Annotated in this window: 21 protein-coding genes; 11 read left to right on the top strand and 10 right to left on the bottom strand. The window is 73.0% G+C overall.

All coding sequences use genetic code 11. The annotated features are described in order from the left end of the window. Positions 1-44 precede the first annotated feature (44 nt). Together ABZ624_RS17745 and ABZ624_RS17740 are read right to left on the bottom strand one after the other, a co-directional pair. Positions 45-605 carry an isochorismatase family cysteine hydrolase gene (locus tag ABZ624_RS17745; RefSeq protein WP_360088977.1) on the bottom strand — a complete coding sequence of 187 codons (561 nt, stop codon included), beginning with the start codon at positions 603-605 and terminating at the stop codon, positions 45-47. Between the two features lie 302 nt (positions 606-907). After that, the gene (locus ABZ624_RS17740; protein WP_360088974.1) at positions 908-2074 is read right to left on the bottom strand and encodes a helix-turn-helix domain-containing protein; all 1167 of its coding nucleotides are present in this window, start codon (positions 2072-2074) and stop codon (positions 908-910) included. A 163-nt stretch (positions 2075-2237) separates the two neighbouring features. Here ABZ624_RS17740 and ABZ624_RS17735 point away from each other — a divergent pair, with 163 nt between their 5' ends. Beyond that, the gene (locus tag ABZ624_RS17735; RefSeq protein ID WP_360088971.1) at positions 2238-3752 is read left to right on the top strand and encodes a long-chain fatty acid--CoA ligase; all 1515 of its coding nucleotides are present in this window, start codon (positions 2238-2240) and stop codon (positions 3750-3752) included. A gap of 85 nt (positions 3753-3837) precedes the next feature. On the opposite strand, the gene ABZ624_RS17730 is transcribed toward ABZ624_RS17735, so the two are convergent. Continuing rightward, positions 3838-6984 (bottom strand): amidohydrolase family protein, encoded by a 3147-nt coding sequence (locus ABZ624_RS17730; RefSeq protein ID WP_360088968.1) that lies wholly within the window; start codon positions 6982-6984, stop codon positions 3838-3840. 372 nt (positions 6985-7356) lie between these two features. Here ABZ624_RS17730 and ABZ624_RS17725 point away from each other — a divergent pair, with 372 nt between their 5' ends. Next, positions 7357-7842 carry a DUF6083 domain-containing protein gene (locus ABZ624_RS17725; RefSeq protein WP_360088965.1) on the top strand — a complete coding sequence of 162 codons (486 nt, stop codon included), beginning with the start codon at positions 7357-7359 and terminating at the stop codon, positions 7840-7842. A gap of 55 nt (positions 7843-7897) precedes the next feature. Here ABZ624_RS17725 and ABZ624_RS17720 read toward each other — a convergent pair whose 3' ends face one another. Next, positions 7898-9535 (bottom strand): hypothetical protein, encoded by a 1638-nt coding sequence (locus tag ABZ624_RS17720; protein WP_360088962.1) that lies wholly within the window; start codon positions 9533-9535, stop codon positions 7898-7900. Between the two features lie 114 nt (positions 9536-9649). Here ABZ624_RS17720 and ABZ624_RS17715 point away from each other — a divergent pair, with 114 nt between their 5' ends. Then, positions 9650-10882: a molybdopterin-dependent oxidoreductase gene (locus tag ABZ624_RS17715; protein WP_360088960.1), complete on the top strand. Its 1233-nt coding sequence runs from the start codon at positions 9650-9652 to the stop codon at positions 10880-10882. Between the two features lie 313 nt (positions 10883-11195). On the opposite strand, the gene ABZ624_RS17710 is transcribed toward ABZ624_RS17715, so the two are convergent. Genes ABZ624_RS17710 through ABZ624_RS17700 form a run of 3 tightly spaced genes read right to left on the bottom strand, consistent with a single transcriptional unit; the run spans position 11196 to position 13248 of the window. Further along, positions 11196-11948 carry a methyltransferase domain-containing protein gene (locus ABZ624_RS17710; RefSeq protein WP_360088957.1) on the bottom strand — a complete coding sequence of 251 codons (753 nt, stop codon included), beginning with the start codon at positions 11946-11948 and terminating at the stop codon, positions 11196-11198. Further along, positions 11948-12562, bottom strand: a complete 615-nt coding sequence (locus ABZ624_RS17705; protein ID WP_360088954.1) for a DUF2064 domain-containing protein — start codon at positions 12560-12562, stop codon at positions 11948-11950. The genes ABZ624_RS17710 and ABZ624_RS17705 overlap by 1 nt, the downstream gene beginning before the upstream one ends. Further along, the gene (locus ABZ624_RS17700; protein ID WP_360088951.1) at positions 12559-13248 is read right to left on the bottom strand and encodes a glycosyltransferase family 2 protein; all 690 of its coding nucleotides are present in this window, start codon (positions 13246-13248) and stop codon (positions 12559-12561) included. The genes ABZ624_RS17705 and ABZ624_RS17700 overlap by 4 nt, the downstream gene beginning before the upstream one ends. Before the next feature lie 111 nt (positions 13249-13359). Between ABZ624_RS17700 and ABZ624_RS17695 the strand changes: the two genes are divergently transcribed. Both ABZ624_RS17695 and ABZ624_RS17690 read left to right on the top strand, forming a co-directional pair. Further along, entirely contained in the window at positions 13360-14091 is a 732-nt protein-coding gene (locus ABZ624_RS17695; RefSeq protein WP_360088948.1) for a response regulator transcription factor, read from the top strand. Between the two features lie 2 nt (positions 14092-14093). Continuing rightward, on the top strand, positions 14094-15206 hold the full coding sequence (locus ABZ624_RS17690; RefSeq protein ID WP_360088945.1) for a HAMP domain-containing sensor histidine kinase: 1113 nt from the start codon (positions 14094-14096) through the stop codon (positions 15204-15206). 4 nt (positions 15207-15210) lie between these two features. Here the strand turns inward: ABZ624_RS17690 and ABZ624_RS17685 are convergent, their stop codons facing one another. Both ABZ624_RS17685 and ABZ624_RS17680 read right to left on the bottom strand, forming a co-directional pair. Beyond that, positions 15211-15519: a hypothetical protein gene (locus ABZ624_RS17685; protein WP_360088942.1), complete on the bottom strand. Its 309-nt coding sequence runs from the start codon at positions 15517-15519 to the stop codon at positions 15211-15213. Between the two features lie 86 nt (positions 15520-15605). Continuing rightward, positions 15606-16595 (bottom strand): NAD-dependent epimerase/dehydratase family protein, encoded by a 990-nt coding sequence (locus ABZ624_RS17680; protein ID WP_360088939.1) that lies wholly within the window; start codon positions 16593-16595, stop codon positions 15606-15608. A 320-nt stretch (positions 16596-16915) separates the two neighbouring features. Here ABZ624_RS17680 and ABZ624_RS17675 point away from each other — a divergent pair, with 320 nt between their 5' ends. The 6 genes from ABZ624_RS17675 (at position 16916) to ABZ624_RS17650 (ending at position 22300) form a co-directional block, all read left to right on the top strand. Continuing rightward, positions 16916-17788, top strand: a complete 873-nt coding sequence (locus ABZ624_RS17675; RefSeq protein WP_360088936.1) for an SGNH/GDSL hydrolase family protein — start codon at positions 16916-16918, stop codon at positions 17786-17788. A 131-nt stretch (positions 17789-17919) separates the two neighbouring features. Continuing rightward, entirely contained in the window at positions 17920-18285 is a 366-nt protein-coding gene (locus ABZ624_RS17670; protein WP_360088933.1) for a 5-carboxymethyl-2-hydroxymuconate delta isomerase, read from the top strand. A gap of 50 nt (positions 18286-18335) precedes the next feature. Next, positions 18336-18989, top strand: coding sequence for a maleylpyruvate isomerase N-terminal domain-containing protein (locus tag ABZ624_RS17665; RefSeq protein WP_360088930.1), 654 nt, complete (start codon positions 18336-18338; stop codon positions 18987-18989). Between the two features lie 176 nt (positions 18990-19165). After that, positions 19166-21352, top strand: a complete 2187-nt coding sequence (locus ABZ624_RS17660) for an MMPL family transporter (protein WP_360088927.1) — start codon at positions 19166-19168, stop codon at positions 21350-21352. Between the two features lie 34 nt (positions 21353-21386). After that, on the top strand, positions 21387-21626 hold the full coding sequence (locus ABZ624_RS17655) for a hypothetical protein (RefSeq protein WP_360088924.1): 240 nt from the start codon (positions 21387-21389) through the stop codon (positions 21624-21626). Between the two features lie 5 nt (positions 21627-21631). Beyond that, positions 21632-22300, top strand: coding sequence for an alpha/beta family hydrolase (locus ABZ624_RS17650; RefSeq protein WP_360088921.1), 669 nt, complete (start codon positions 21632-21634; stop codon positions 22298-22300). A gap of 86 nt (positions 22301-22386) precedes the next feature. Here ABZ624_RS17650 and ABZ624_RS17645 read toward each other — a convergent pair whose 3' ends face one another. Further along, complete coding sequence (locus ABZ624_RS17645; protein ID WP_360088918.1) at positions 22387-22773, bottom strand: DUF2267 domain-containing protein; 387 nt, start codon at positions 22771-22773, stop codon at positions 22387-22389. Positions 22774-22982: the final 209 nt, after the last annotated feature.

Below are 22982 nucleotides of genomic sequence, written 5' to 3'. Positions count from 1 at the left end.
GCCCCCGGCTCCGCCTGGCCGCCCTCGTGTCGCCCGGTCTGCCGTTATTGAGGTGCGATCGTCCTGAGCCAGTCGTCGACGGTGACGACATCCGCCCACTGCGGGAACAGCCGCTCGACGAGGACGCGATGCACCTCTGGGTCGGTGTCCAGGCAGGCGTCGGACAGGACGGTGAGGCCGAAGTCCAGGTCGTTCGCCTGGCACAGGGTGTACAGCACCACAGCGCTGGTGGCGATGCCGGTGAGCACGAGGCTGTCGATACCGCGTGCCCTCAGCACCACGTCGAGATCGCTGCCTGAGAACGCGCTCGCCCGTCTCTTGGTGACCACCACGTCGCCCGGCCGGGGTGCGACCTCGGGGTGGATCTCGGTGCCCGGGGCGCCCTCCACGCAGAGGCCGGCCCGTGCGATGGCATCAAGAGCCCTGTTACGCGTGCCGACTTCCGGGAAGCCGGGACGTAACGCGATGACCACGTAGATCACGGGGATGTTCGCCGCCCGGGCTCCGTCGATCGCCTTGCGCAGGCGTGACAGGTATCCGGAACCGTCGTCGGCGATGTCCACGATGGCCCGCTGGACGTCCATCACGAGAAGCGCGCTGCTCATGTCGTCTCCAGGAACGAGGCCGGTTCGGCGTTGAGAACGGGCCGGGTACGGTCGTCGCCTCGGTCGGTCGACGAGCGCTCTGGGACCACTTCTCGTCCACCGCACCGTTGCAGGTGTACTGAATCATGCCTGCCCCGTTGGCCAGGCTGGAGGCCGGCCCATGCACTTCCCGGAGTAGGTGTTGGGCAGGAAGTAGGCGCGGGCGCCGTGGGAGTCGGTGGTGCTCCGGAACACCGTCTCTTCCAGCAACTGTCGTTTCACCGTTTCTGGAGCCGCGGGCCACACACTCTCCCGGGAGACCCTCAGGAAGGCAGCAGCCGCAGGGCGTACAGCGCGGCCCCCAGATCGGCCAGGGCGACCGGGTCGGAGAGCGAGCGGCCCGTCAACTCCTCGATGCGCCGCAGCCGGTAGCGCACGGTGTTCGGGTGGACGAAGAGCCGCTCGGCGGCCTCGGCAGCCACCCCGCCCGCGCCGAACCAGTGCCCCAGTGTCCGCAGCAACCGTGCCCGTTCCGCCTCCGGCAGGCCGAGGAGCGGGCCCAGGGCGACCTCGACCAGCCGGCTGGCCTCCGCGGGCGCCGCGGCCACCAGCATCGCCAGCGGGCTGTCGTCGAACCGGGTGACACCCGGCCCGTCGGCGGGCAGCCCGGCCAGCGCCAGCCGGGCGAAACGCAGTGCCTGCGGGGTGTCCCGCAACGAGTCGAAGCGGGGGCTGACGCCGACCCGCGCGTGCCGCCGGCGCAGCGCCCGCAGGCTCACCTTCTCCGCGTCCCGGTGCGCGAGCGAGACCAGCCCGATCTGCTGGTCCGGCAGCAGCCGCCACACCGACGGCACCCCGGAGCGCCGCAGCGCCGCCTCGATGCCGGGCAGCGGCTCCTGGCCGGGATCCGGCACCGCCGCGGCCACGACCGCGTACGGCCCGCGCTCCGGCAGGCCGAGCTGCCGGGCCGCCTCCCACGGTGTCGTACGATCCGCGAGGGCGCCCGTGAACAGCGCCTCGGCCAGGGCCGAGCGGCGTGCCTCGCGCTGCAGCGCCAGCTCCGCGCTGGCCTCGCGGTAGGCGGCGGCCACGGCCTCCGCGTACCGGCCGAACAGGGCCCAGATCTCCGAGGAACCGGCCACCAGCTCGGTGTCCGTCACCTCCGGGTGCCGGCGCGCCTCGTCGACCATCTCCGACCAGAGCAGCTCGAAACCGACCCGGTAGGCGTGCAGCGTGTCCGCGAGCGGCACGCCCTGCTCTGCGCGCAGCCGCCCGGTCTGCTGCGCGGCCCCCACGTCGGGTTCCGCGCCGTGGGCGAAACGCCCGAGGAGCAGATCGGCGTTGCCCTCGCAGGACTCCCTGAGCGACGCGAAGGGGATGAGCGAGTCGTCGGCGTACGACTCGACCTCCGCACGGATGCGTTCGGTCATCAGCCCGCCCAGCTCCGGGAGGCGCACACGCAACGCGGTCACTACATTCTGCAGACCCATACCCGCAGCCTACGGCGATCTGTTTGTTCTCCGGAACAACTCGGGCAGGGGGGAACTGTGGGCGTCGCCATGGACCCCCCGCGACCGTGCGGGCGACCATGCCGTGAGCGTCGGGGGGCGGGACCCCGTGAGCGCGGCGAGCGCGTGTGTGCGAGGAGGCATCATGGCCAATCTGGCGGAATTCCTGGTGGAGACGGCGCGACGGCTGCCCGGAAGCCCGGCGCTGCGGCTCGGGACGGCGACCACCACCTACGCCGAACTGGACCGGCTGAGCGCCCAGGCCGCCGCGCTGCTGCGCACCGAGGGCCTGCGCACCGGCGACCGGGTCGCGCTGATGCTGCCGAACGTGCCCGAGTTCGTCGTCCTGTACTACGCGGTGCTGCGCGCCGGCGGCATCGTGGTGCCGCTGAACCCGCTGCTGAAGGAGCGCGAGACCGAGTACCACCTGCGGGACTCCGGCGCCGTCCTGCTCTTCGAGTGGCACCGGGCGCCCGGTGAGGGGGCAGCCGGGGCGGACGCCGCCGGCGTACGGCGCCTGGTGGTCGAACCGGCCGCCTTCGCCGCCGAACTGGCGTGCCTGGAGCCGCAGTACGAGGTGACCGCCGCCGCCGGCGACGACATCGCCGTGCTGCTGTACACCTCGGGCACCACCGGTCGGCCCAAGGGCGCCGCGCTCACCCACGCAGGGCTCCGCCACAACACCGAGGTCAACGTCACCGAGGTCCAGCGGCTGACCTCCGACGACGTGATCGTCGGCTGCCTGCCGCTGTTCCACATCTTCGGGCAGACCTGCACCATGAACGTCGCCGTGCGTAGCGGCGCGTCCCTCACGCTCGTCCCGCGCTTCGAGCCGCAGACCGTGCTCGACGCCGTCGCCCGCGACCGGGCGACCGTGTTCGAGGGCGTCCCCACCATGTACGCGGCGCTGCTCCAGCACCCGGGCGCCGCCGCCGCGGACGTGTCCAGTCTGCGCATGTGCATCTCGGGCGGCGCGTCCCTGCCGGTGGAGATCCTGCACGGGTTCGAGCGGCGCTTCGGCTGCATGGTGCTCGAAGGCTTCGGCATGTCCGAGACCAGCCCGGTCGTCTCCTTCAACCACCCCGACCGCCCGCGCAAACCCGGCTCCATCGGCACGCCCGTCCGCGACGTCGAGGTCCGGCTGCTCGACGAGGCCGGCCGGGACGTCGTACCGGGAGAGGTCGGTGAACTGGCCGTGCGGGGGCCCAACCTGATGAAGGAGTACTGGCACCGTCCCGAGGAGACGGCCACCGCCATCCCCGACGGCTGGCTGCGCACCGGGGACCTGGCCCGTCGGGACGAGGACGGCTATCTGTTCATCGTCGACCGGAAGAAGGACCTGATCATCCGCGGCGGCTACAACGTCTACCCGCGTGAGATCGAGGAGGTGCTGCACGAGCACCCCGCCGTCGCCCTCGCCGCGGTCCTCGGAGTACCCGACGAGCGGCTCGGCGAAGAGGTGGCCGCCGCGGTCGTGCTGCGGCCGGGAGCCCGGGCGGACACCGAGGAACTGCAGCGCTTCGTCCGGGACCGGGTCGCGGCCTACAAGTACCCGCGCCGGCTGTGGCTGACGGACACCCTGCCGATGGGCCCGAGCGGCAAGATCCTCAAGCGGGAGATCACCGCACCGCTCTCCTCCCCCTCCTCCCCGGAGCGATGAACAACCTGACGGAAACCGGCAGACGAATCCGTCGCACCTCGCGCCGCACGAGGCCGTCAGGCTCGTGACGTACCTGCTCAGCGGCCTAGACGCCGTCCGTGCCGGGATGGCAGCACGAGCCCCGCCGGAAGTGACCGGCCACCTCGAGCCATGTCATGCCGCGCGGAGGCTCCTGCCCGGCTGCCCCGTCCTGCGGGTGCGCGGACGTCAGGTCCCCCTGTGCGTGGGGAACTCCCTCGCGCACCACGACCGGGATGTCGACCAGAGTGCCGAAGTCGGAGAACGGGTCGCCGTCGACGACCGTCAAGTCGGCGATCCTGCCCGCCTGCACCGTGCCGAGGTCGGCGTCGAGGCCGAAGAGACGGGCCGGCACGGTGGTCGCGCTGTGCAGGACCTCGGCAGGAGTGAAGCCGTGGGCGTGCAGGGCGCGCAGCGCAAGGTGCAGGGAGAGACCGACCGGGACCAGGGGAGCGTCGGTGCCCAGGGCGATACGGGCGCCGTGCGCCGCCAGCCGCCGGTAGTCCGCCATCTCGGTGGCGAGGGCGCGCCGTTGCGCGTCCGTGGGCGCGGTCCTGGCGTGTGCGCGGACGACGGCGACGTCCCAGGGCGGCATCAGGCGCGTCACGCGTGGGTCCTCGGCCAGCCGAGGGTCGTCGGCGAGCAGGATCTGCGCGCTGAACGGCGTGATGATCAGGGCGAAGGAGCCGTCGGCGTACTGCTCCACCAGATCCTGGCCGACACGGCCGAGCGGGGTGACCGCATGCCCGTACTCCAGGCGCTGGGTGGCCTGCAGATGGGTCGTCAGGTCCTGCCCCGCCGCCCGGCCCGGCGCACACAGATGGCTGCCGCTGGGCACCCCCAGCGCGTGGGCGACCTCGGCCGCCTCGGCCATGACCTCGCCCGGGGCGCGCACATAGGTCTTGACGAAGTCGACGTCCACAGCGGTGGCGCGCCGGAGCGTGCGCCGGACGCCGTCCCGGGTGCGGTGGGCGCGGCCCATGCTGTACGCGGTGCGCGAGCCGTCGATGAGTTCGGCGCAGGCGAGTTGCCGCGGCCCGAGCAGTTCCCCCGACCCGGCCGCCTCGCGCAGCCGTACCGCGTCGTAGAGCGGACCGCCGAGACAGGCCGTGGTCGTGATGCCGTACGCGAGCGCGGTCAGGCTCTGACGGGCGCCGTAGGTGGCGGAATAAGGGTGGGTGTGGCTGTCGAACAGGCCGGGCAGGACGGTCCGGTCCGAGGCGTCCAGGGTGCGGTGTCCGGGGCGGCGGGCCCGGTGCGGTTCGACGGCGGTGATCCGCCGGCCGGTGACGAGGATGTCGACGTCGTGCCGTGGCGGCGCGCCGGTGGCGTCCCACAGCTGGCCGGCGTGGATCCGCAGCGGCCCGGCGGAGTCGCTCGCGGCGCGCCCGGTGGTCAGGCGCAGCGGGAGGGTGTGGGCCCGTGCGGTGGGCAGGGAGAGGCGGCGCAGCCGGCCGTCGGAGACGTAGAGGAGTGTGCCGGAGTCGGCGGACCAGCTGGGGTGGTCGGCCGGCTCCTCGGTGAGCCGGCGTGCGGGACCGGCCGGTGTGCCGTCGGCCGTCACGGGCAGCAGCCACAGCGCCGACTCGGCCACCAGCGCCATCCAGCGGCCGTCGGGGGACCACACCGGCCCGGAGGCCACCCGATCGGACAGCGACTGGTGTTCGGCGGGCAGGTGCCTGCGTTCGCCGCCGGTGCGGGTGTCGATGACGCGGATGAGGTTGTATCCCTCGCGGAACCGCTGGTTGAGCCGGTTGCGGTCGCAGAAGGCCACGTACCGGCCGTCGGGCGACCAGGTGGGGGCGCCGGGCGGCCCGTCGGTGGCCAGCGGCTTGGCCAGCTGCTGCTCGCCGCCCGTGGCCAGAGTGCGCAGCAGCAGGTTCCCGGTCAGATCCTGGCAGGCCAGGCGGGAGCCGTCCGGTGACAGTGCGGGAAACAGCCGGCCGCCCTCCGTCAACGCCTCGTCGCCGCCGCTGTCCAGGTGACGGCGGCGTACGGCCACCAGCCCGTCCCGGTCCGTGCAGTACAGCAGGCTGCGCCCGTCCGGCGCCCACGTCGGCATCTGCACCAGATGGACGTCGGCCGCCTGGAGCAGCTTGCGCGGAGCGCCCCCGAGAGGCATCAGCCACAGGGCGTTCAGCGCCACGAAGGCCACGCTGCGGCCGTCGGGGGACAGGGCCGGCCGGTGCAGACCGCGCACCGGGTCCCGCCGCTCCGGCGTGAGCGGACGCCGTGGGCGCTTCCGGGCCGGGACGGGCACCGGCATACGGGCGGTGAAGGGCACCTCCCGCACCGAGGAGGCGGCCAGCGAGCGGATACGGATCCGGCCGTCACCGACGTACAGCAACTCGTCCTCGTTCAGCCAGCACGGCGGAGCGGCCGCCAGGTCCTCGCCCGCCGTGACGACCTCTCCGTCGACCATCAGCAGCGCCGCGTCGGCCGGCAGCCCCGGGGAGCCGGCACCGGTCAGCCGCACATACGCGATCCGCCCCGAGGGCGACACCGACGGGCACAGCAGCCGGCCCCCGGTCACCGTGCGCAGCACCTCGGCAGGGCCGCCCCCGACCGGTACCCGGACCAGCGACAGACCGCCGTCGTTGCCGCCGCCCGGCGTGTGGGCGGCGCGTACGCACACCAGCGACCGCCCGTCCGCCGACCAGGCCGGATCGAAGTCCTCGTAGTCCCCGCCGGTGAGCCGGTGCGGCCGTCCGTCGGCCACGTCCAGCACGCACAGCCCGTACGAGGCGCCCGCCGTGGCGTCGCCGCCGCGTTCGGAGGAGAAGGCCAGCCGGGTGCCGTCCGGCGACCAGGCGACACCGCGGTCGTCCCAGGGCCCGTCCGTCACCCGCCGCAGTCCGCCGCCGTCCGGGCGCAGCGTCCACAGATGGAAGCCACCCCCGCGATACCCGCACACGGCCAGGGTCTCCCCGTCGGGGGACAGCGCGGGACGCGTCGCCTCCAGTTCCCAGCCCGTCACCTGTACGGCCGTTCCGCCGTCCCGGGGAATCCGCCACAGCACCCCCTGCACCTCGGCGATCAGCGCGCCGCCGCCCCGGTCGCCGGTGACCGAACCCCCGGTCATCCGCGTGTAGGTGAGGAGCTGCTCGGCTTCTGGCACTGCGTGTGCCGCCGCCGGCCCCGAGGAGACGGCGGTGACCAGCCCTGCCGCGGCTGTCCCGAGAAACCGGCGCCGATCGACGCTGCCGAAGTCCATATCCGGTCCCCTGTCCTTGCTGCCGTTTCGATTCAGCGAAGCGGCAGCGGTACGCCCGGCACCAGTACGCGATTCCGGCCACGACCTGCCCCTCCCACACCCAGCGCAACGCCCGGACCGTACGACGGTCACGCGAGGTCACCCGGAGCGGGTGTGCGGCGGCGCCGAGGCGGGGGCCGCTGGGCCTCCAGGGCGACACGGGTGTCGATGACCTGTTTGACGGGAAGCCCCAACACCTCAACGGCGCTTCGCCGTCGGCTGCTGACATCGGCCCACCGACACCGGCCCCGCCCGGCCGGGCAGCCCGCCTGCTCCCGATGCGCCCTCGTCGCGCCCTCCTGGGATTCCGCCCGGACGGGAATGCTGGCGCACATGGGGGCATACGACGACAGCATCATCCCGTTGGCCGGTTACGACGAGCAGGGGCGCCCGCCCGCCGGCGCGCCCCGCTCGTGGGAGAACACGGACCGCGCCCAGGCGGCCCTAGACGGAGCCACCGGCCCGGAACCGCCCAGCCCGCCGCACTGCCCGCACTGCGGGCTCGCCGGTGAACGGCGCCCCACCTACACGGGGCAGCACGTACTCCTCGAACCCGGCCTCGTGCTGCCCGCGCACCTGGTTCCCGGTGGGCACCGCTGGCACATCGACAGCAACGGGGTCGCCTGGAACGGCGGCTTCGAGGAGCCTCTGACCGGCGCACGGTGCCGCATCCCGCACCACCTTGCCTGTCCGGGGCTCAGCCTGGACGAGATCCGGCCCTGGCGATGGCTGACCGCGGTCCGGGCCGAGAACGCCCACAGGGCACGGCGCACGGCGGACGAGGAGGGCGGTCCGGCAGCACTGCCCGATGCCGGCTGAGGCCGGCGGGCGGGGGCGGTGCCGGGAGCGGCGCCGGGCACCCGGAGCCTCGGCCTCACCAGCCCGTCAGCAGCAGGTGGTTGAGGAGCAGGGCCAGTACGGCCTGGGCGGTGAGCCAGGCGCGGGGACGGGGGAGGAGCGCGCAGGACGGGAGGAGCCACAGGGCGAAGGGCAGCCAGATGCGTTCCGTCTCGGCCTTGCTCATGCCGGACAGGTCGGCGACCAGCAGGGCGAGCAGCGCGGCGGAGACGAGGAGCGCCAGGCGCGCGTCCGCGGGGCATCGGTGGCCGGCGGTGGGGTGCGGTGGCGCGGGGTGTGGTGGCGCGGGGTTTTGGGGCTCGGATCCGGGGCGAGCGTCCGCGGGGTGTCGGGGGTGGGTCTCGGGGTGCGGTGGCGCGGGGTGCCGGCGGCCGTCGGGGGGGTGCGGTGCCGCGGGGTGTCGGGGGTGGGTCTCGGGGAGGGGTGGCGCGGGGCGTTGGTGGCCGGTCGCGGGGTGCGGTGGCGCGGGGTTTTGGGGCTCGGGTCCGGGGCGCGCCTCCGCGGGGCGATGGGGGTGGGTTCCAGGGAGCAGGGCCGCCGAACGCCGGAGGCCGGTGCCGGGGAGCAGTGCCGCGCTCGTCCTCCGCAGGCCCGCCGCCGTGGCCGGGCCGGTGATGAGGGCGGTGCAGGCGAGGTTGGCCCAGACCCAGTAGCCGTAGGGGCGGGTGCCGCCGACGCCCTGGTAGTAGCGGGTGACCAGAAGATGGTAGGCGGTCCACCAGTCGAAGCCGGCGAGGGTGAACACCACGGGGAACACGGCCAGTCCGGCGAGGAGGGACAGCAGGAGGGCGGGGCGTTCGCGGAGGCCGGAGCGAGCTAGCGCGAGCACCGCCGCGCCGATCAACGTGAAGAGCGCGAGGCCGTAGGAGAGATAGCAGGTCAGGCCGAACAGAAGGCCCGAGGCCGCCGCGCACCCGTGGGACCGTCGCGTCAGCGCCAGGGCGAGCAGCGCCAGGGACCAGGCGGCGACGGCCGCGAAGTAGCCGTCGGCCGAGGTGCCCTGCCACACGGCTGCCGGCGCGAGCACCAGGAAGGGCGCGGCCCGGCGCGCGAGGGTCTCGTCGGCCAGCGCGCGGAGCGCGATCAGCACGGCCACGCATCCCGTCGCACCGACGGTGACGCACCACATCCCGGCCCAGCCACCGCCCCGCAGCCCGATCCGGTCCAGCAGGACGAAGGTGAGGGTGGCGGCCGGCGGATGGCCGGCGACATGGGCGGGCCAGGGGGCAGGGGTGCCGCTGACGATGTGGTGGGTGAAGTCGCGCAGGGTCGCCGGGATGTCCTGGAAGCGGCCGATGACCCGGAGGTACTCCTCGCGGGCGGTCAGCCGCGCCGCGACGCCCCGGTGCCAGCCGTCGACCAGAGCGAGGGACAGGATCCAGGCCAGGGCGGCCGTCCAGGCCACCGCAAGCAGCGCACGCCAGGGGAGACGGGCCGCGACGACGGGGCCGTACGCCACGGTGGCCGCCGCCACCGCCAGCGCCGCCGGCGTGCCGGGGCCCAGGTGCGGGTCCCAGTCGGCGAACACCGGCGGCCAGTGCACGAACAGGGTGTGGCGGGTGGCCTGGATGTGCCGGCCGACCAGGACGGCCGCCGTCACCAGCAGGGCGGCGGCACCGGCGGCGTACAGATCGCGGCGGAGAGATCGGTTCACACCGGAACGCTAGGCCGGGGCACCGCCAAACCGGGCGTCCGCCGGGCAGGACGTCAGCGTTTCGTCACCGGTCATGGACCCTTTTCCGGGGGTGCACCGGCCTACGGTCGGGACATGCGCGACCATCCCCGGCTTCCCACTTCCCCCGGTTTCTGGCGCAGCCCGCTGCGCGGCCCCTGGTTCACCTCGGTACTCGGCCTCGTCCTGCTCGTCGGCATCACCGTGCTGTTCGTGACCGGACTGGTGTCGTACGCCGCCTACAACCCGGGCCTGTCCCGGGTGAACGACATGACGCCGGACAAGGGCGTCCTGGGCTTCTACCTCTTCGCCTGGCCCACCGGCCCGGTGTGGCTGTACCGGCTCACCCAGGGTGTCCATGTGACGCTCGGCATCACCCTGATCCCCGTCCTGCTGGCCAAGCTGTGGTCGGTGGTGCCGAGGCTGTTCACCCTGCCTCCGGCCCGCTCGCTCGCGCACGCGCTGGAGCGGCTCTCCTTGGTGCTGCTGGTCGGCGGAGGGCTGTTCGAGTTCACCACCGGAGTCCTCAACATCCAGCTGGACTATGTCTTCCCCGGTTCCTTCTACCCGCTGCACTTCTACGGGGCATGGGTGTTCTTCGCCGCGTTCCTGGCCCACGCCGCGCTCAAGACACCGGCCGCCGTGCGCACCGTACGCGGGCGCCTGCGGGACCGCAGCGACCTGGTCTCCCCGCGTCCCGTGGCGCCCACCGTCTCCAGGCGCGGCGCCCTGGGGCTGGTCGGCGGTGGTTCCCTGCTGCTGTTCCTGACCACGGTCGGGCAGAGCCTCGGCGGCCCCTTCCGCCGTACGGCCCTGCTCGCTCCGCACGGCACGGCCGATCCCGGCGGCGGCCCGAACGGCTTCCAGATCAACAAGACCGCGGCCTACGCCGGCATCACGGCGGCCGACACCCACGAGGACGCCTGGCGGCTCGTCGTCACCGGCCGCACCGGAACCGTCCGGCTCAGCCGCGCCCAGCTGCTGCGACTTCCGCTGCACAGCGCGTCGTTGCCCATCGCCTGCGTGGAGGGCTGGTCGACCGCCGACCAGTGGTGGCACGGGGTGCGGCTGCGTGACCTCGCGGCACTCGTCGGGTACGACGGCGACCCGCCGGACGTGCTCGTGGAGTCCCTGCAACGCCACGGAGCCTTCCGCCGCGCGGCCCTGCGCGCCAACCAGGTGGCCGACGGCCGTTCCCTGCTCGCCCTGTACGTCAACGGCGAGGAACTGTCCCCCGACCACGGCCACCCGGCGCGGATCATCGTCCCCGCGGCACCCGGTGTGCTCAACACCAAGTGGGTGGCCCGGCTGACCTTCGGAGACCTGTGATGCGCCGTCGTGTACGCCTGGGCAGTCCCTTCCAACTGCTTCTGCTCTGCTGCTCGTTCGCGCTCGCCGCGTACGCCGGACTACGGCTGTTCGCAGGGGACTGGTTCGGCGTGGCGCTGTGGATCGTGGGCGCCGCGCTGCTGCACGACCTCGTCCTGCTGCCGCTGTACACGGCGGCCGACCGGGCGGTCGTACGCGGTCTCGGAGCTGCCGGACGGCGTGGCCGGACGCTGTACGTGCGGATCCCGGCGATGCTGTCCGGACTGCTCCTGCTGGTCTGGTTCCCGCTGATCAGCGGCATGGCGGACCGGCGTTACCGGTCGGCCACCGGACTCTCCCCGGACGGCTTCCTCACCCGCTGGCTGCTGATCACCGCCGCCCTCTTCGGCGGCTCGGCGCTGGTGCTGGCACGGCAGGTGCGCAGGGCGGCGAAGCACCGGCCGCCCGCGGACCACTGAGCGACGGACCGCCAGCCGGCCCTGCGGGCGTACCGCAGCAGGGCCGGGGTGCCGAGCCGCGCCCAGGGGAACGGGGCTCCGCCGGCCTGTGCGGCGCCGACGGTGTCGACCACCTCGACCCGGGCGCGCTCGTCGACGTGTCCCGGAACGGTCTCGGTGAGCAGCAGACCGCCCGGGCGCAGCAGTGCGGCCACCCGCTCCAGCAGGACCGGCGGTTCCCCGCCGATGCCGATGTTGCCGTCCATGAGCAGCACGGTGTCCCAGCGGCCCTCGCCGGGCAGCGTGTCGAAGACCGAGCGCCGCAGCGCCTGCCCCCCGAGCCGGACGGTGTGGTCGACGGCGGCCTCGCTGACGTCGATGCCCAGCACGGTACGGCCCCGGGCGGCCAGCTCCGCCACCAGCCGGCCGGGACCGCAGCCGACGTCCAGGACGGCGCCCTCGCAGCGGTCCAGCACCGCCCGGTCCACGGCGTCCGCGCGGGCACACCAGCGCTCCACCTCCAGGGGCAGCAGCCAGCCGTCGGCGCGGCGCAGGAACAGCGGGCCGCGGCCGGTGCGCAGCGCGGTCGCGTAGGGGTCGGCGGCGGCCCAGGCCACAGAGCCGGCCATCACCGGGTGACCGGCGTACAGCGGGCCAGCCGGGCGGCGAACCTGCCGTGCGGGGCCAGCGCGGCGACGGCGTGGGCGTCGGCGGCGGTGTCGACGTCCCGCAGCCGGGGCAGTTCGCGCACCCGTAGCCCGGCGGCCAGCAGCCGTTCCCGCTGCACGGCCCCGGTCCCGGGCGTCGACATGGGCACGCCCCGCAGCAGCGCCGGATCGGGCTCGGCCAGGCCGAGCGCCCAGAACCCGCCGTCCTCGGCCGGGCCCAGGTACGCGTCGCAGCCCGCGAAGTCCACGGTGAGCAGCTGCGGCGTCACCTGCGGGGTGTCCATGCCGATGAGCAGGGCCGGGCCCGAGCAGCGCGCGAAGGCGTCCGCCAGCCGCTCGTCGAGGCCGCCCGCGCACTGCGGCAGCACCTCGAAGCCGGGCGGCAGCCATGGCCCCGGCGCCCCGTCCAGGACGAGGACCCGGCGGGTCGCGGGCGCCGCCGCGACGGCGTGCAGGGTGTCCGCGAGCGCCGCCTCCGCCAGCTGGGCCGCCTGCTGCGGCGTGAACGGCGGGCTGAGCCGGGTCTTGACCCGCCCCGGCAGCGGCTCCTTGGCGATGACGAGAAGCGTGGTCACCGTACGGCCCTCCCGTCGGCCGTCTCGGCCAGTACGCGGCTCATGTCCCGCACGGCCTGCCAGGTGCCGCGCCAGGTGCCCGTCACCTTGGAGGCGCCGGTCCGCGGCCGGTAGGGCACGTCGTGTTCGGCGATGCGCCAGCCCGCGTCGGCCGCGCGGACGACCATCTGCAGCGGATAGCCGCTGCGCCGGTCGGTGAGACCGAGGGCGAGCAGCGGCTCGCGGCGGGCGGCGCGCAGCGGCCCCAGATCGTGCAGGCGCAGCCCGGTGCGGCGGCGCAGCATCCGCGCCAGCGCCAGGTTGCCCGCACGGGCGTGCGCGGGCCAGGCGCCCCGGCCCTCCGGACGGCGCCGGCCGAGCACCAGGTCGGCGGCGCCCTCCCGGATCTCTTGCACGAACGGAAGGAGCAGCGCGGGATCGAGGGAGGCGTCGCAGTCACAGAAGCAGACGATGTCGCTCGTGGCCGCGGTCAGACCGGCATGGCAGGCGGCGCCGAAGCCGCGCCGCGGCTCGTGCACCACCGTCGCGCCGAGCGCGCGGGCGAGGTCGGGGGAGCCGTCGGTGGAACCGTTGTCGACGACGAGGGCGCGCCAGCCGGCCGGGATCCGGCCGAGCACCCAGGGCAGGGCCTCGGCCTCGTCCAGGCAGGGCAGCACCACGTCGACGTCCGTGGAAGTGGTCGTCACGGTCTCACCCTACGAACGCCAATCGGGCATATCGGACTCAAGGTCCTTACGAAACGCGGACGCCCGGCCCGCGGCCCGGCGGCGGGCACCGGGCGGTGCGAGGCTGGAGGCATGCAACCGCCCTACACGTCCCACGGGACCGCAGCCGCAGGCGAGACGGCCCGGATCCTGGTCGTGGACGACGACCCGACCGTCGCCGAGGTCGTCACCGGATACCTGCACCGCGCCGGCTACGCGGTCGACCGCGCCGACGACGGCCCGACCGCCCTCACCCGCGCCGCCGCGCACCGGCCCGACCTGGTGGTGCTCGACCTGATGCTGCCCGGCATGGACGGCCTGGAGGTGTGCCGGCGCATGCGGGACCGCGGCCCCGTACCGGTCATCATGCTCACCGCCCGCGGCGACGAGGACGACCGCATCCTGGGCCTGGAGGTCGGCGCCGACGACTACGTCACCAAGCCCTTCAGCCCCCGCGAACTGGTCCTGCGCGTGGAGTCCGTGCTGCGCCGCAGCCGCCCCGTCACCACCGGGCACCGGCTGGCCGCGGCCGGACTCTCCGTCGACCCCGACGCCCGCAGGGCCGCCAAGAACGGCACCGAACTCGCCCTCACCCTCCGGGAGTTCGACCTGCTCGCGTTCTTCCTGCGGAACCCCGGCCGGGTCTACAGCCGTGAGGACCTGATGCGCGAGGTCTGGGGCTGGGACTTCGGCGACCTGTCGACCGTCACCGTCCACGTCCGCCGGCTGCGCGGCAAGGTCGAGGACGACCCGGCCCGGCCGCGTCTGATCCAGACCGTGTGGGGCGTGGGCTATCGCTTCGAGCCCGCCGAGGCGGTGCTCTGACCATGAGCGACATCCTCCTCATCGCTCTCTACGCCTTCGCCGGCGCCGTGGCCGCGGGGGCCGCGGGAGCGGGCGCGCTGCGCCTGATCCGGCGCCGCTCGCTGACCGCCTCGCTGGCCGTGGTCGCGGCGGTCGGCGTCGTCGCGATGCTCTCCGGCACGCTCGCCGTCGCCTGGGCGATGTTCCTCTCATCGCACGACCTGACCGTGGTCACCACCGTCGTCGCGATGGCGGCCGTGGTCTCCCTGGCCACCGCGCTGCTGCTGGGCCGCTGGGTCGTCGCCCGCAGCCGGGAACTCACCGACGCCGCCCGCTCCTTCGGCGACGCCGGGGCCTTCGCCGCCCCGCACGGCCCGGCCACCGCCGAACTGGACGCCCTCGGCCGGGAGTTGGCCGCCACCAGCGCCCGGCTCGCCGAATCCCGCGAACGGGAGCGGGCATTGGAGAAGTCCCGGCGCGAGCTGGTCGCCTGGATCTCGCACGACCTGCGCACCCCGCTGGCCGGACTGCGTGCGATGGCGGAGGCGCTGGAGGACGGCGTGGCAGCCGACCCCGACCGCTACCTCAAGCAGATCCGCACCGAGGTCGAACGGCTCAACGACATGGTCGGCGACCTCTTCGAACTCTCCCGCATCCACGCGGGCACCCTCCCGCTGAGCCCCGCCCGGATCTCCCTGTACGACCTGGTCGGCGACGCGCTGGCGGGAGCCGACCCGCTCGCCCGGGAGCACGGGGTACGGCTGGTGGGCGACCGGGTCGAGCCTGTGCCTGTGGAGGTGGACGGCAAGGAGATGAGCCGCGTGCTGGGGAACCTGCTGGTGAACGCCATCCGCCGGACCCCGGCCGACGGCACGGTCGCGGTCGCAGCCGAACGGGCGCCGGACGGTGTGGTGCTGTCGGTGACGGACGGCTGCGGCGGCATCCCGGAGGAGGACCTGCCCCGCGTCTTCGACACCGGCTGGCGCGGCACCGATGCCCGCACCCCGCCCGCCGGGGCGGGGCTGGGGCTGGCGATCGTACGGGGCATCGTCGAGGCCCATCAGGGCCGGGCGACCGTCCGCAACATCCCGGGCGGCTGCCGCTTCGAGGTGACCCTGCCGACGGCGGAGGCGTGAACGGTCATCTGTCCGGGCGGCAGACGATGTCGGTCGCGGACTCGCTTCGGCAGCTGATCCCGCTCCCCGGGCCGATCATGCGGGAGAGCAGCGGTGCGATGTCCTTCTCGCAGGACAGGCCCGAGCCCTCCCCGTCGTCGTCCGCGCCCGCGTGCTGGCACACCCTGCCGATGACGTCGCTGCTGCTGAGCTTCTGGCCGGGCGGCGGGGTGTCTGCGGAGGCCGCCGGGGCGAGGAGGCCGAGGCCGAGCACCGGTGCGGTGAGCAGCGCTGCGACCCGGGCGCGGGTTGGTCTCAGGGTCCGTCGCAACATGACTGTCCTTTCGACTGGTTCATAGGGATTTCCTGCGAAGTAACGCCATGATCGACGGCGATGCCGTCCTGTGCGGGTGGACACGCTCAGTGCGTTCGCGTGAACTCCCGCATTCCCTCCGCGAAACCCACCTCCGGCTTCCAGCCGAGGTCCGCGCGCAGCAGGGAGGAGTCCGCCGTGATGTGGCGGACGTCGCCCAGGCGGTACTCGCCGGTGACGACCGGGTCCGGGCCGCCACGAGCGGCTGACAGGGCGCGGGCCAGGTCGCCGACCGTGTGCGGCTCACCGCTGCCGGTGTTGTACGCCGTGAGGGTTCCGGGGCGGGGCGCGGCCTCCAGCGCGATGACGTTGGCCGCGGCCACGTCCCGGACGTGGACGAAGTCCCGCAGCTGCCGGCCGTCCTCGAACACCCGCGGAGCGGCGCCGCGTTCGAGGGCCGAGCGGAAGAAGGACGCGACGCCGGCGTACGGGGTGTCGCGGGGCATCCGGGGGCCGTACACGTTGTGGTAGCGCAACGAGATCGCCGTACCGTCCGTGGCGCGGGCCCAGGCGGCGGACAGGTGCTCCTGGGCGAGCTTGGTCGCGGCGTAGACGTTGCGCGGGTCCGGCGGGGCGTCCTCGGTGACCAGGCCGGGGGCCAGCGATGCGCCGCACCGTGGGCAGAGCGGTTCGAAGCGGCCCGCCTCCAGGTCGGCCGCGGCCCGTGGCCCGGGGCGTACGCCGCCGTGCACGGGGCAGTCGTAGCGGCCTTCTCCGTACACCACCATCGACCCGGCCAGCACCAGCCGCCGCACGCCCGCACCGGCCATCGCGGCGAGCAGGACGGCGGTGCCCAGGTCGTTGCGGGAGACGTACTCGGCCGCGTCCGTGACGCCGTCGCCGAGGCCCACCATGGCCGCCTGGTGGCAGACCGCGTCCACGCCGGACAGAGCGCGGGCGAGGGCCGCGGGGTTGCGCACGTCGGCGCCCGGATCGGCCCGGACGTCGTACACGAGCGGCTCGTGCCCGCGCGCCCGCAGCGCCTCGACGACATGGGACCCGATGAACCCGGCACCGCCGGTGACCAGTACACGCATACGGCCACGCTAGACGGGCACGGCACCGAGGCCGGGGGACACGGCCACGGCGTCACCGGTCCGTAAGGTTTCAAGAATTCCTGTCAACAACGTTGACTCCGCGGTGCCGCAGCCGCACATTACCTATCGGTAGTACCCAGCGGTAATCCCGCGAACCCCCACTTCGCGGCCCTCGCCGTGCGTGCGCACACGCGCCCACGCCCCGACGGCCGGTACGCCCACCCGCGCTGAGCCGCCGCGTTCTCGCGCACCCGTACCCGCCCGGGCACCCCCATGCCCGGCTGCTCTGCTCCGTGTCCCCACCCCGAGAAGAGGGAGTCATGCCCCTGCCTGCCCTGCGCCGTGCCATCGCCGCGACCTCCGCACTCGCCGGCGCGCTGGTCCTCGGCGTCACCGCCGTCCCCGCGCACGCCACGGCCACCCTGAACTACGCCGCCCTCGGCGACAGTTACAGCGCGGCCTCGGGTGTCCTGCCCGTCGACGCCGGCCACCTCGTCTGCCTGCGCTCCACGGCCAACTACCCCCACGTCATCGCCGCCCGCACCGGCGCCCGGCTCACGGACGTCACCTGTGGCGCCGCCCAGACCAAGGACTTCACCCAGTCCCAGTACCCCGGCGTCGCCCCGCAGGCGGACGCGGTCACCGCGGACACCGATCTGGTGACGCTGACGATCGGCGGCAACGACAACAACACCTTCATCGGTGCCATGCTCGCCTGCGGCACCGCGGGGATCCTCAGCGGGGGCCAGGGCAGCCCGTGCAAGGACACCTACGGCAGCTCCTTCGACGACGCCATCGACGCGAACACCTACCCCGCGCTGAAGAGCGCGCTGCGCAGCGTCCGGGCCAAGGCGCCGGGCGCGCGGATCGCGGTACTCGGCTACCCGTGGATCACCCCGGCCAAGGCCGACCCGTCCTGCTTCGCCCAACTGCCGGTCGCCTCCGGCGACGTGCCGTACCTGCACGCCCTGCAGGCCCATCTCAACACCGTGGTGCAGCGCGCCGCCGAGGAGACCGGGGCCACGTACGTCGACTTCGCGCAGGTGTCCGAGGGCCACGACGCATGCCAGGCCGTCGGTACCCGGTGGATCGAGCCGCTCCTCTTCGGGCAGAACATCGTCCCGGTGCACCCCAACGCGCTCGGCGAGCAGCGCATGGCCGAGCGCACGATGAGCGTGCTCGGCCTCGGCTGACCGGGGCCCGCCGGCCGTCAGGCTTGCGGGCTCTGTGCATCAGAGGCCGGGGGAGGGGCGCGGTGAAGGCCCGTGTGGCATGAGGGAAAATAGTTGCCTAGTAAAACTACGGGCACAGGGGAAGGTCCTTCATGCCGCACCTCACCATCGACTACTCCTCCCGCCTGGCCGGAGCCTTCGACCCTTGTGCCCTGGTGAAGGAGCTGCACCCGCTGGTGGCCGAGGAATCCGGCACGTCGGGCGTCTGCAAGACGCTGGTCCGTCCGGTGGCGACGTACGTCGGGGACCGACCGGGCGCGGAGACCGCCTTCGTACACGTGGAGATCGGCCTCATGCCCGGCCGCCCCGAGGCCCGGAAGGCGCACCTGTCCGAGAGCGTACTGGCGCTGCTCACGAAGCATCTGCCGGCGGCCGACGGACCGGAGCAGCAGACGGTCGTCTCGGTGGAGGTGCGGGACCTCGCCGGCTCCTACCGGCTGTCGCCCTTGGCGCGTTGACCGTCCGAATTCGTTTGTCCGCCCCTCCGCTCCCGCACTACCTTGCCGCGGTGGATCTCTTCTCCCGCTCTTGGACGGCATTGCTCGCCGCGGTCGCCGAACTCCCGGACGAGGACTTCGAGCGGCCGTCCGGCTGTACCAGCTGGCTGGTACGGGACCTGGTGTGCCACCTGGTCATCGACGCCCAGGACGTCCTGATCACCCTTGTCACGCCCGCCGACACCGAACCGACCGTGGACGCGGTCACCTACTGGAAGCTGGTCGAGCCGCCGACCGGCGAGGATCCGCTCGATGCGCTGATCCCCCGGCTGGCCGCCGCATACGGCGAGCCGCGGTTGCTGAAGTTCCACCTGGACGACGTCGGTTCCGCGGCGGGCCGCGCCGCCCGACTCGCCGATCCGGCCCTTCGCGTCAGCACCCGCGACGAGGTGCTGACCGTCGGCGACTACCTGTCCGCGTACGTCGTCGAGTGGACCGTGCACCATCTCGACCTGATCGCCCGGCTGCCGTCGGCCGCCGGCCCGTCGGCCGAGACCCTCGCGGCGGCGCGCGCGTCGCTGGAGAAGATCGCCGGAACCTCGTTCCCCTCCTCGTTCTCCGACGAGGAGGCGCTGCTCGTCGGCACCGGACGCCGTACGCCGACCACCGGGGAGCAGGCCGTGTTGGGGGACCTCGCCGCCCAACTCCCGTTCGTCCTCGGATGAACGGCCCATCTGAGCGACCGAGGACCCTCATGAGATGATCTTTTTATCCGGCCACTACCATGTGGCTTCAAGACAACCATTCGAACGGCCCTTCATCCAGGCGCCGTTCGGGGTCGCCGATGCCAGGGACCGCTCCCCGGGCTGCGGTGATCTTCCTGTCCAGGAGGACCTTCCGCATGTTCCGACGTATTGGCAACACAGTCGTCCGACATCCCGTGTGGACGATCGTGGCATGGCTGATCGCCGCGGTGGCGATCGTCGCCACCGCGCCAAGTCTGCCCTCGAACAGTGACGAGAGCAGCTTCCTACCCAAGAGTTATGAGTCCATCAAAGCGGCGGATCTTCAGCAGAAGGCGTTCCCCAGCGCCTTCACTCCGTCCGCGATCGCGCTGTACCAGCGCACGGACGGCGGCAAGCTGACCGCCGCCGACAAGCAGGACGTCGCCCGGATCACCACCGAACTGGGCAAGAAGCACATCGACCAGGTGCAGAAGGTCGTCCCCGGCCCGCCGTCCAAGGACGGCAGGTATGACATGACCCTGGTCCAGATGGACAGCAAGAACGCCGGCCAGCCCAAACAGGCGGACGCGGCCAAGGCGTTGCGCGACGACGTCAAGGCGCTGGCCAAGGGCACGCATCTCGACGTCAAACTCGGCGGTGCCGCCGCGCAGACGCTCGACCAGCAGGATTCGTCCCAACGTGGCCAGGGGCTGATCGCCTTCGGCACCTTCGGGATCATCCTGGTGACCCTGTTGATCATCTTCCGGGCGCCGATCCTGGCCGTACTTCCCCTGGTGCTGATAGGCCTGGTGTCGGCCGTCGCCAACGGCCTGATCGCGTACGCCACCAAGCTGTTCGACCTGCAGGCCAACAGTTCGATCACGGAGATCCTCATCGTCGTGCTCTTCGGCGTGGGCACGGACTACTTCCTGTTCCTGATGTTCCGGTACCGCGAACGGCTGCGCGCCGGCGACGAGCCCAAGCAGGCCATGATCAACGCGGTCGACCGGGTCGGAGAGGCCATCGCCTCCGCCGCCGGCGCCGTCATCATCGCCTTCCTCGCGCTGGTGCTGTCCACGCTGGGCTTCCTCAAGCAGATGGGCCCGGCGCTCGCCATCGCGGTCGCCGCCACGCTCGTCGCGGGCCTGACCCTGATCCCGGCCGTGGTCTCGCTCATCGGACCGAAGATCTTCTGGCCGTCCAAGTCCTGGCAGAAGGAACCGGAGAACGCCCGGTTCGCCGCCCTCGGCCGTGGCGTGCGAAACCGCCCGGCGCTGACCGCCGGGGTCTCCGGTCTCGTCCTGGTCCTGCTGTCGCTCGGCGCCTTGAGCTACAAGGCCTCGTTCGACCTGGCGTCGGGCTCCATGCCGAAGACCAAGGAGTCCATGGTCGTCCAGGACAAGATGCAGAAGGCGTACTCCGCGGGCGCCGCGGCACCCACCGACGTCTACCTCTCCAGCACTGACGGAAAGCCGCTGGACAAGTCCGGCTTCGCCGCGTACGCGCAGAAGCTCGGGGCCGTGGACGGCGTCGCCGGTGCCCGTCTGACCCAGCTGAACAAGGACGGCACCACCGCCGACTTCACCGTCACGCTCAAGTACGAGGCGTCGACGGACAAGGCGATCGACGCCGTGGGCCGGGTGCGTGACGTCGCGCACTCCGACGCCCCTGAGGGCACCGACGCGGTCGTCGGTGGCATGTCCTCGATCTACAAGGACATCAACGCCGCGGTCAACCACGACTACCGGACCGTCTTCCCGGTGGCCGCCGTGCTCATCATGGTCATCCTGGGCCTGCTGCTGCGCAGTGTGGTCGCCCCCTGGTATCTGATGGCCTCGGTGGGCCTCGGTTTCGGCGCCACCCTCGGCGCCACCGTGTGGATCTTCCAGAAGGGGCAGGGGCACTCGGGACTGATGTTCACACTCCCGGTGATCATGTATCTGTTCGTGGTCGCCATCGGCACCGACTACAACATCCTCATGATCGCCCGGCTCCGCGAGGAGGCCCGCGAGGGCCGCGAGCCGCGCGAAGCGGCCGGTATGGCGCTGCGGCACGCCGGGCCGACCGTCGCCGCGGCCGGCTTCATCCTGGCGGCGACCTTCGCCACGATGATGCTGGCGGGCAACTCGCTGCTCATGGAGATGGGTTTCGCGGTGGCCTTCGGCATCGCCGTCGCCGCCTTCGTGATGGCGATGTTCTTCACCCCGAGCCTCACCGCGCTGATCGGCCACGCCGCGTGGTGGCCGGGGCATGGCGACCGGAGCGAGGTGACGGTGGCCGGCGCCGGAGCCCATGGTTCCGTACCGGCGCCCGCCGGCGACCGGGACACCATGGCTCACGATCCGGCGGGACGCCGCAACTAGCGGCAGCCGGCCCGACACAGGGTCCTGTCAGGCCATGACCGTCCGGCAGGACCCCGCCGCCGGGCCGCGAGCTGAGCGGCCCGGCGGCCACAGGGCTCTCGACGCGCTGCACGCCGCCGGCTTCGGCCACCCGGCCGGCCGTACCGACTGGCGAGAGCGACTGCACCGCCACAGACGTCGGCTCTCCTTCGCTGTCTGCGGCTTCTACGCGCCTTCGACCCGGCACCCGGGGGTTCTGGCCGATATGGTGGGGATGCAGGCGTGGAAGAAGTGATGCCGATGATCTCCGACATGGTTCTCGTGCCCACCAGTGAAGCCACACTCTCCGGTGACCTCGTCGTCCCGACGGCGGCGCGGGCCGTGGTGCTCTTCGCGCACGGCAGTGGCAGCTCCCGGCACAGTCCGCGCAACCGGATGGTGGCCGCCGAGCTGCGCACCGCCGGGTTCGGCACGCTACTGATGGATCTGCTCAGCGAACGGGAGGAGCGGCACGACGCGCTGACCGGTGAGCACCGCTTCGACATCCCGCTCCTCGGCCGGCGCCTCGTGGCCGCGATCGACTGGCTGGGCACGCAGCCCGACACCCGCGGCCTCCCGGTCGTCCTGTTCGGCGCCAGTACGGGTGCCGCCGCGGCGCTGGTGGCCGCGGTCGAGCGGCCGGACCGGGTGCTGACCGTGGTGTCCCGGGGCGGCCGGCCCGACCTGGCGGGCGAGGCCCTGGCACAGGTGCGGGCCCCTGTCCTGCTGATCGTCGGCGGCCAGGACCAGCAGGTGCAGGAGCTGAACGAGGAAGCGGCCCGGCGGTTGCGGGTCCCGCATTCCCTGACCGTCGTTCCGGGGGCGACGCACCTGTTCGCCGAACCCGGCGCCCTGGAACAGGTCGCCGAGGCGGCCCGGCAGTGGTGCGACGACCAGCTGCGCACACTGCGGGCGCAGCAGGACGGGTGACCGGCCGGCTCCGATCCCCCCCCCCGCACGGGCGAGGACGTCCTGGTGTGGACGTCCGGGAAGTCGCCCGGTCGCCCGGTCGCCCGTCAGCTCGGATCCGGCCTGCCGAAGTACTCGGCGTAGCGGGCCGGCAGCTGGGACAGGAGGTGGTCGAGCTGCAGGTCCGGGACCGCGTCGGCGACCGTGGACAGCACGGCGTCCGCGTCCCACTCCGCGGTGCGCGGCCGGGCGCCGGTCTGCACGGAAACGCGCCGGAGGAACTCGTCACAGTCGAACGACTCCGGACGCCCCCGGTCCAGATGCAGGGCCTCGTCCAGGGGCGCCGGCAGGCGTGCCGCCAGTTCGTCGGCTTCTTCCGGAGAGATCCGGGTCGCGAGCGCCCACAGCACCGCCTCGCAGACCTGCTCGGCCTCCTCCCGGCTGCGGTACTCCCCGCGATCACGGACCTGGGCCAAGAACTCTTCCAATCGCACGGCGGCCTCCCAATGTCGTCGCACGCCATCACGGCGAGCCGCTCCCTTCCAGTCTGCCGCGCCGTCCGGCATCCCCGACAACATCAGCTGCTGGCGATCAAGAGGGACTGTCGGCGGACGACTGGGAGGTGAAGCGCATCAGCGTTTCAAGCCTTTCGGGATGCCTTGCGCGGGCACGCAGAGCAGCGCCATGCCGCAAGTTCAAGATC

The organism is Streptomyces sp. NPDC007205, from assembly GCF_040634095.1.
Lineage (GTDB): Bacteria > Actinomycetota > Actinomycetes > Streptomycetales > Streptomycetaceae > Streptomyces.
Note: the sequence above shows the minus strand (reverse complement) of the source record. Positions and strands in the feature narration are given on the sequence as shown.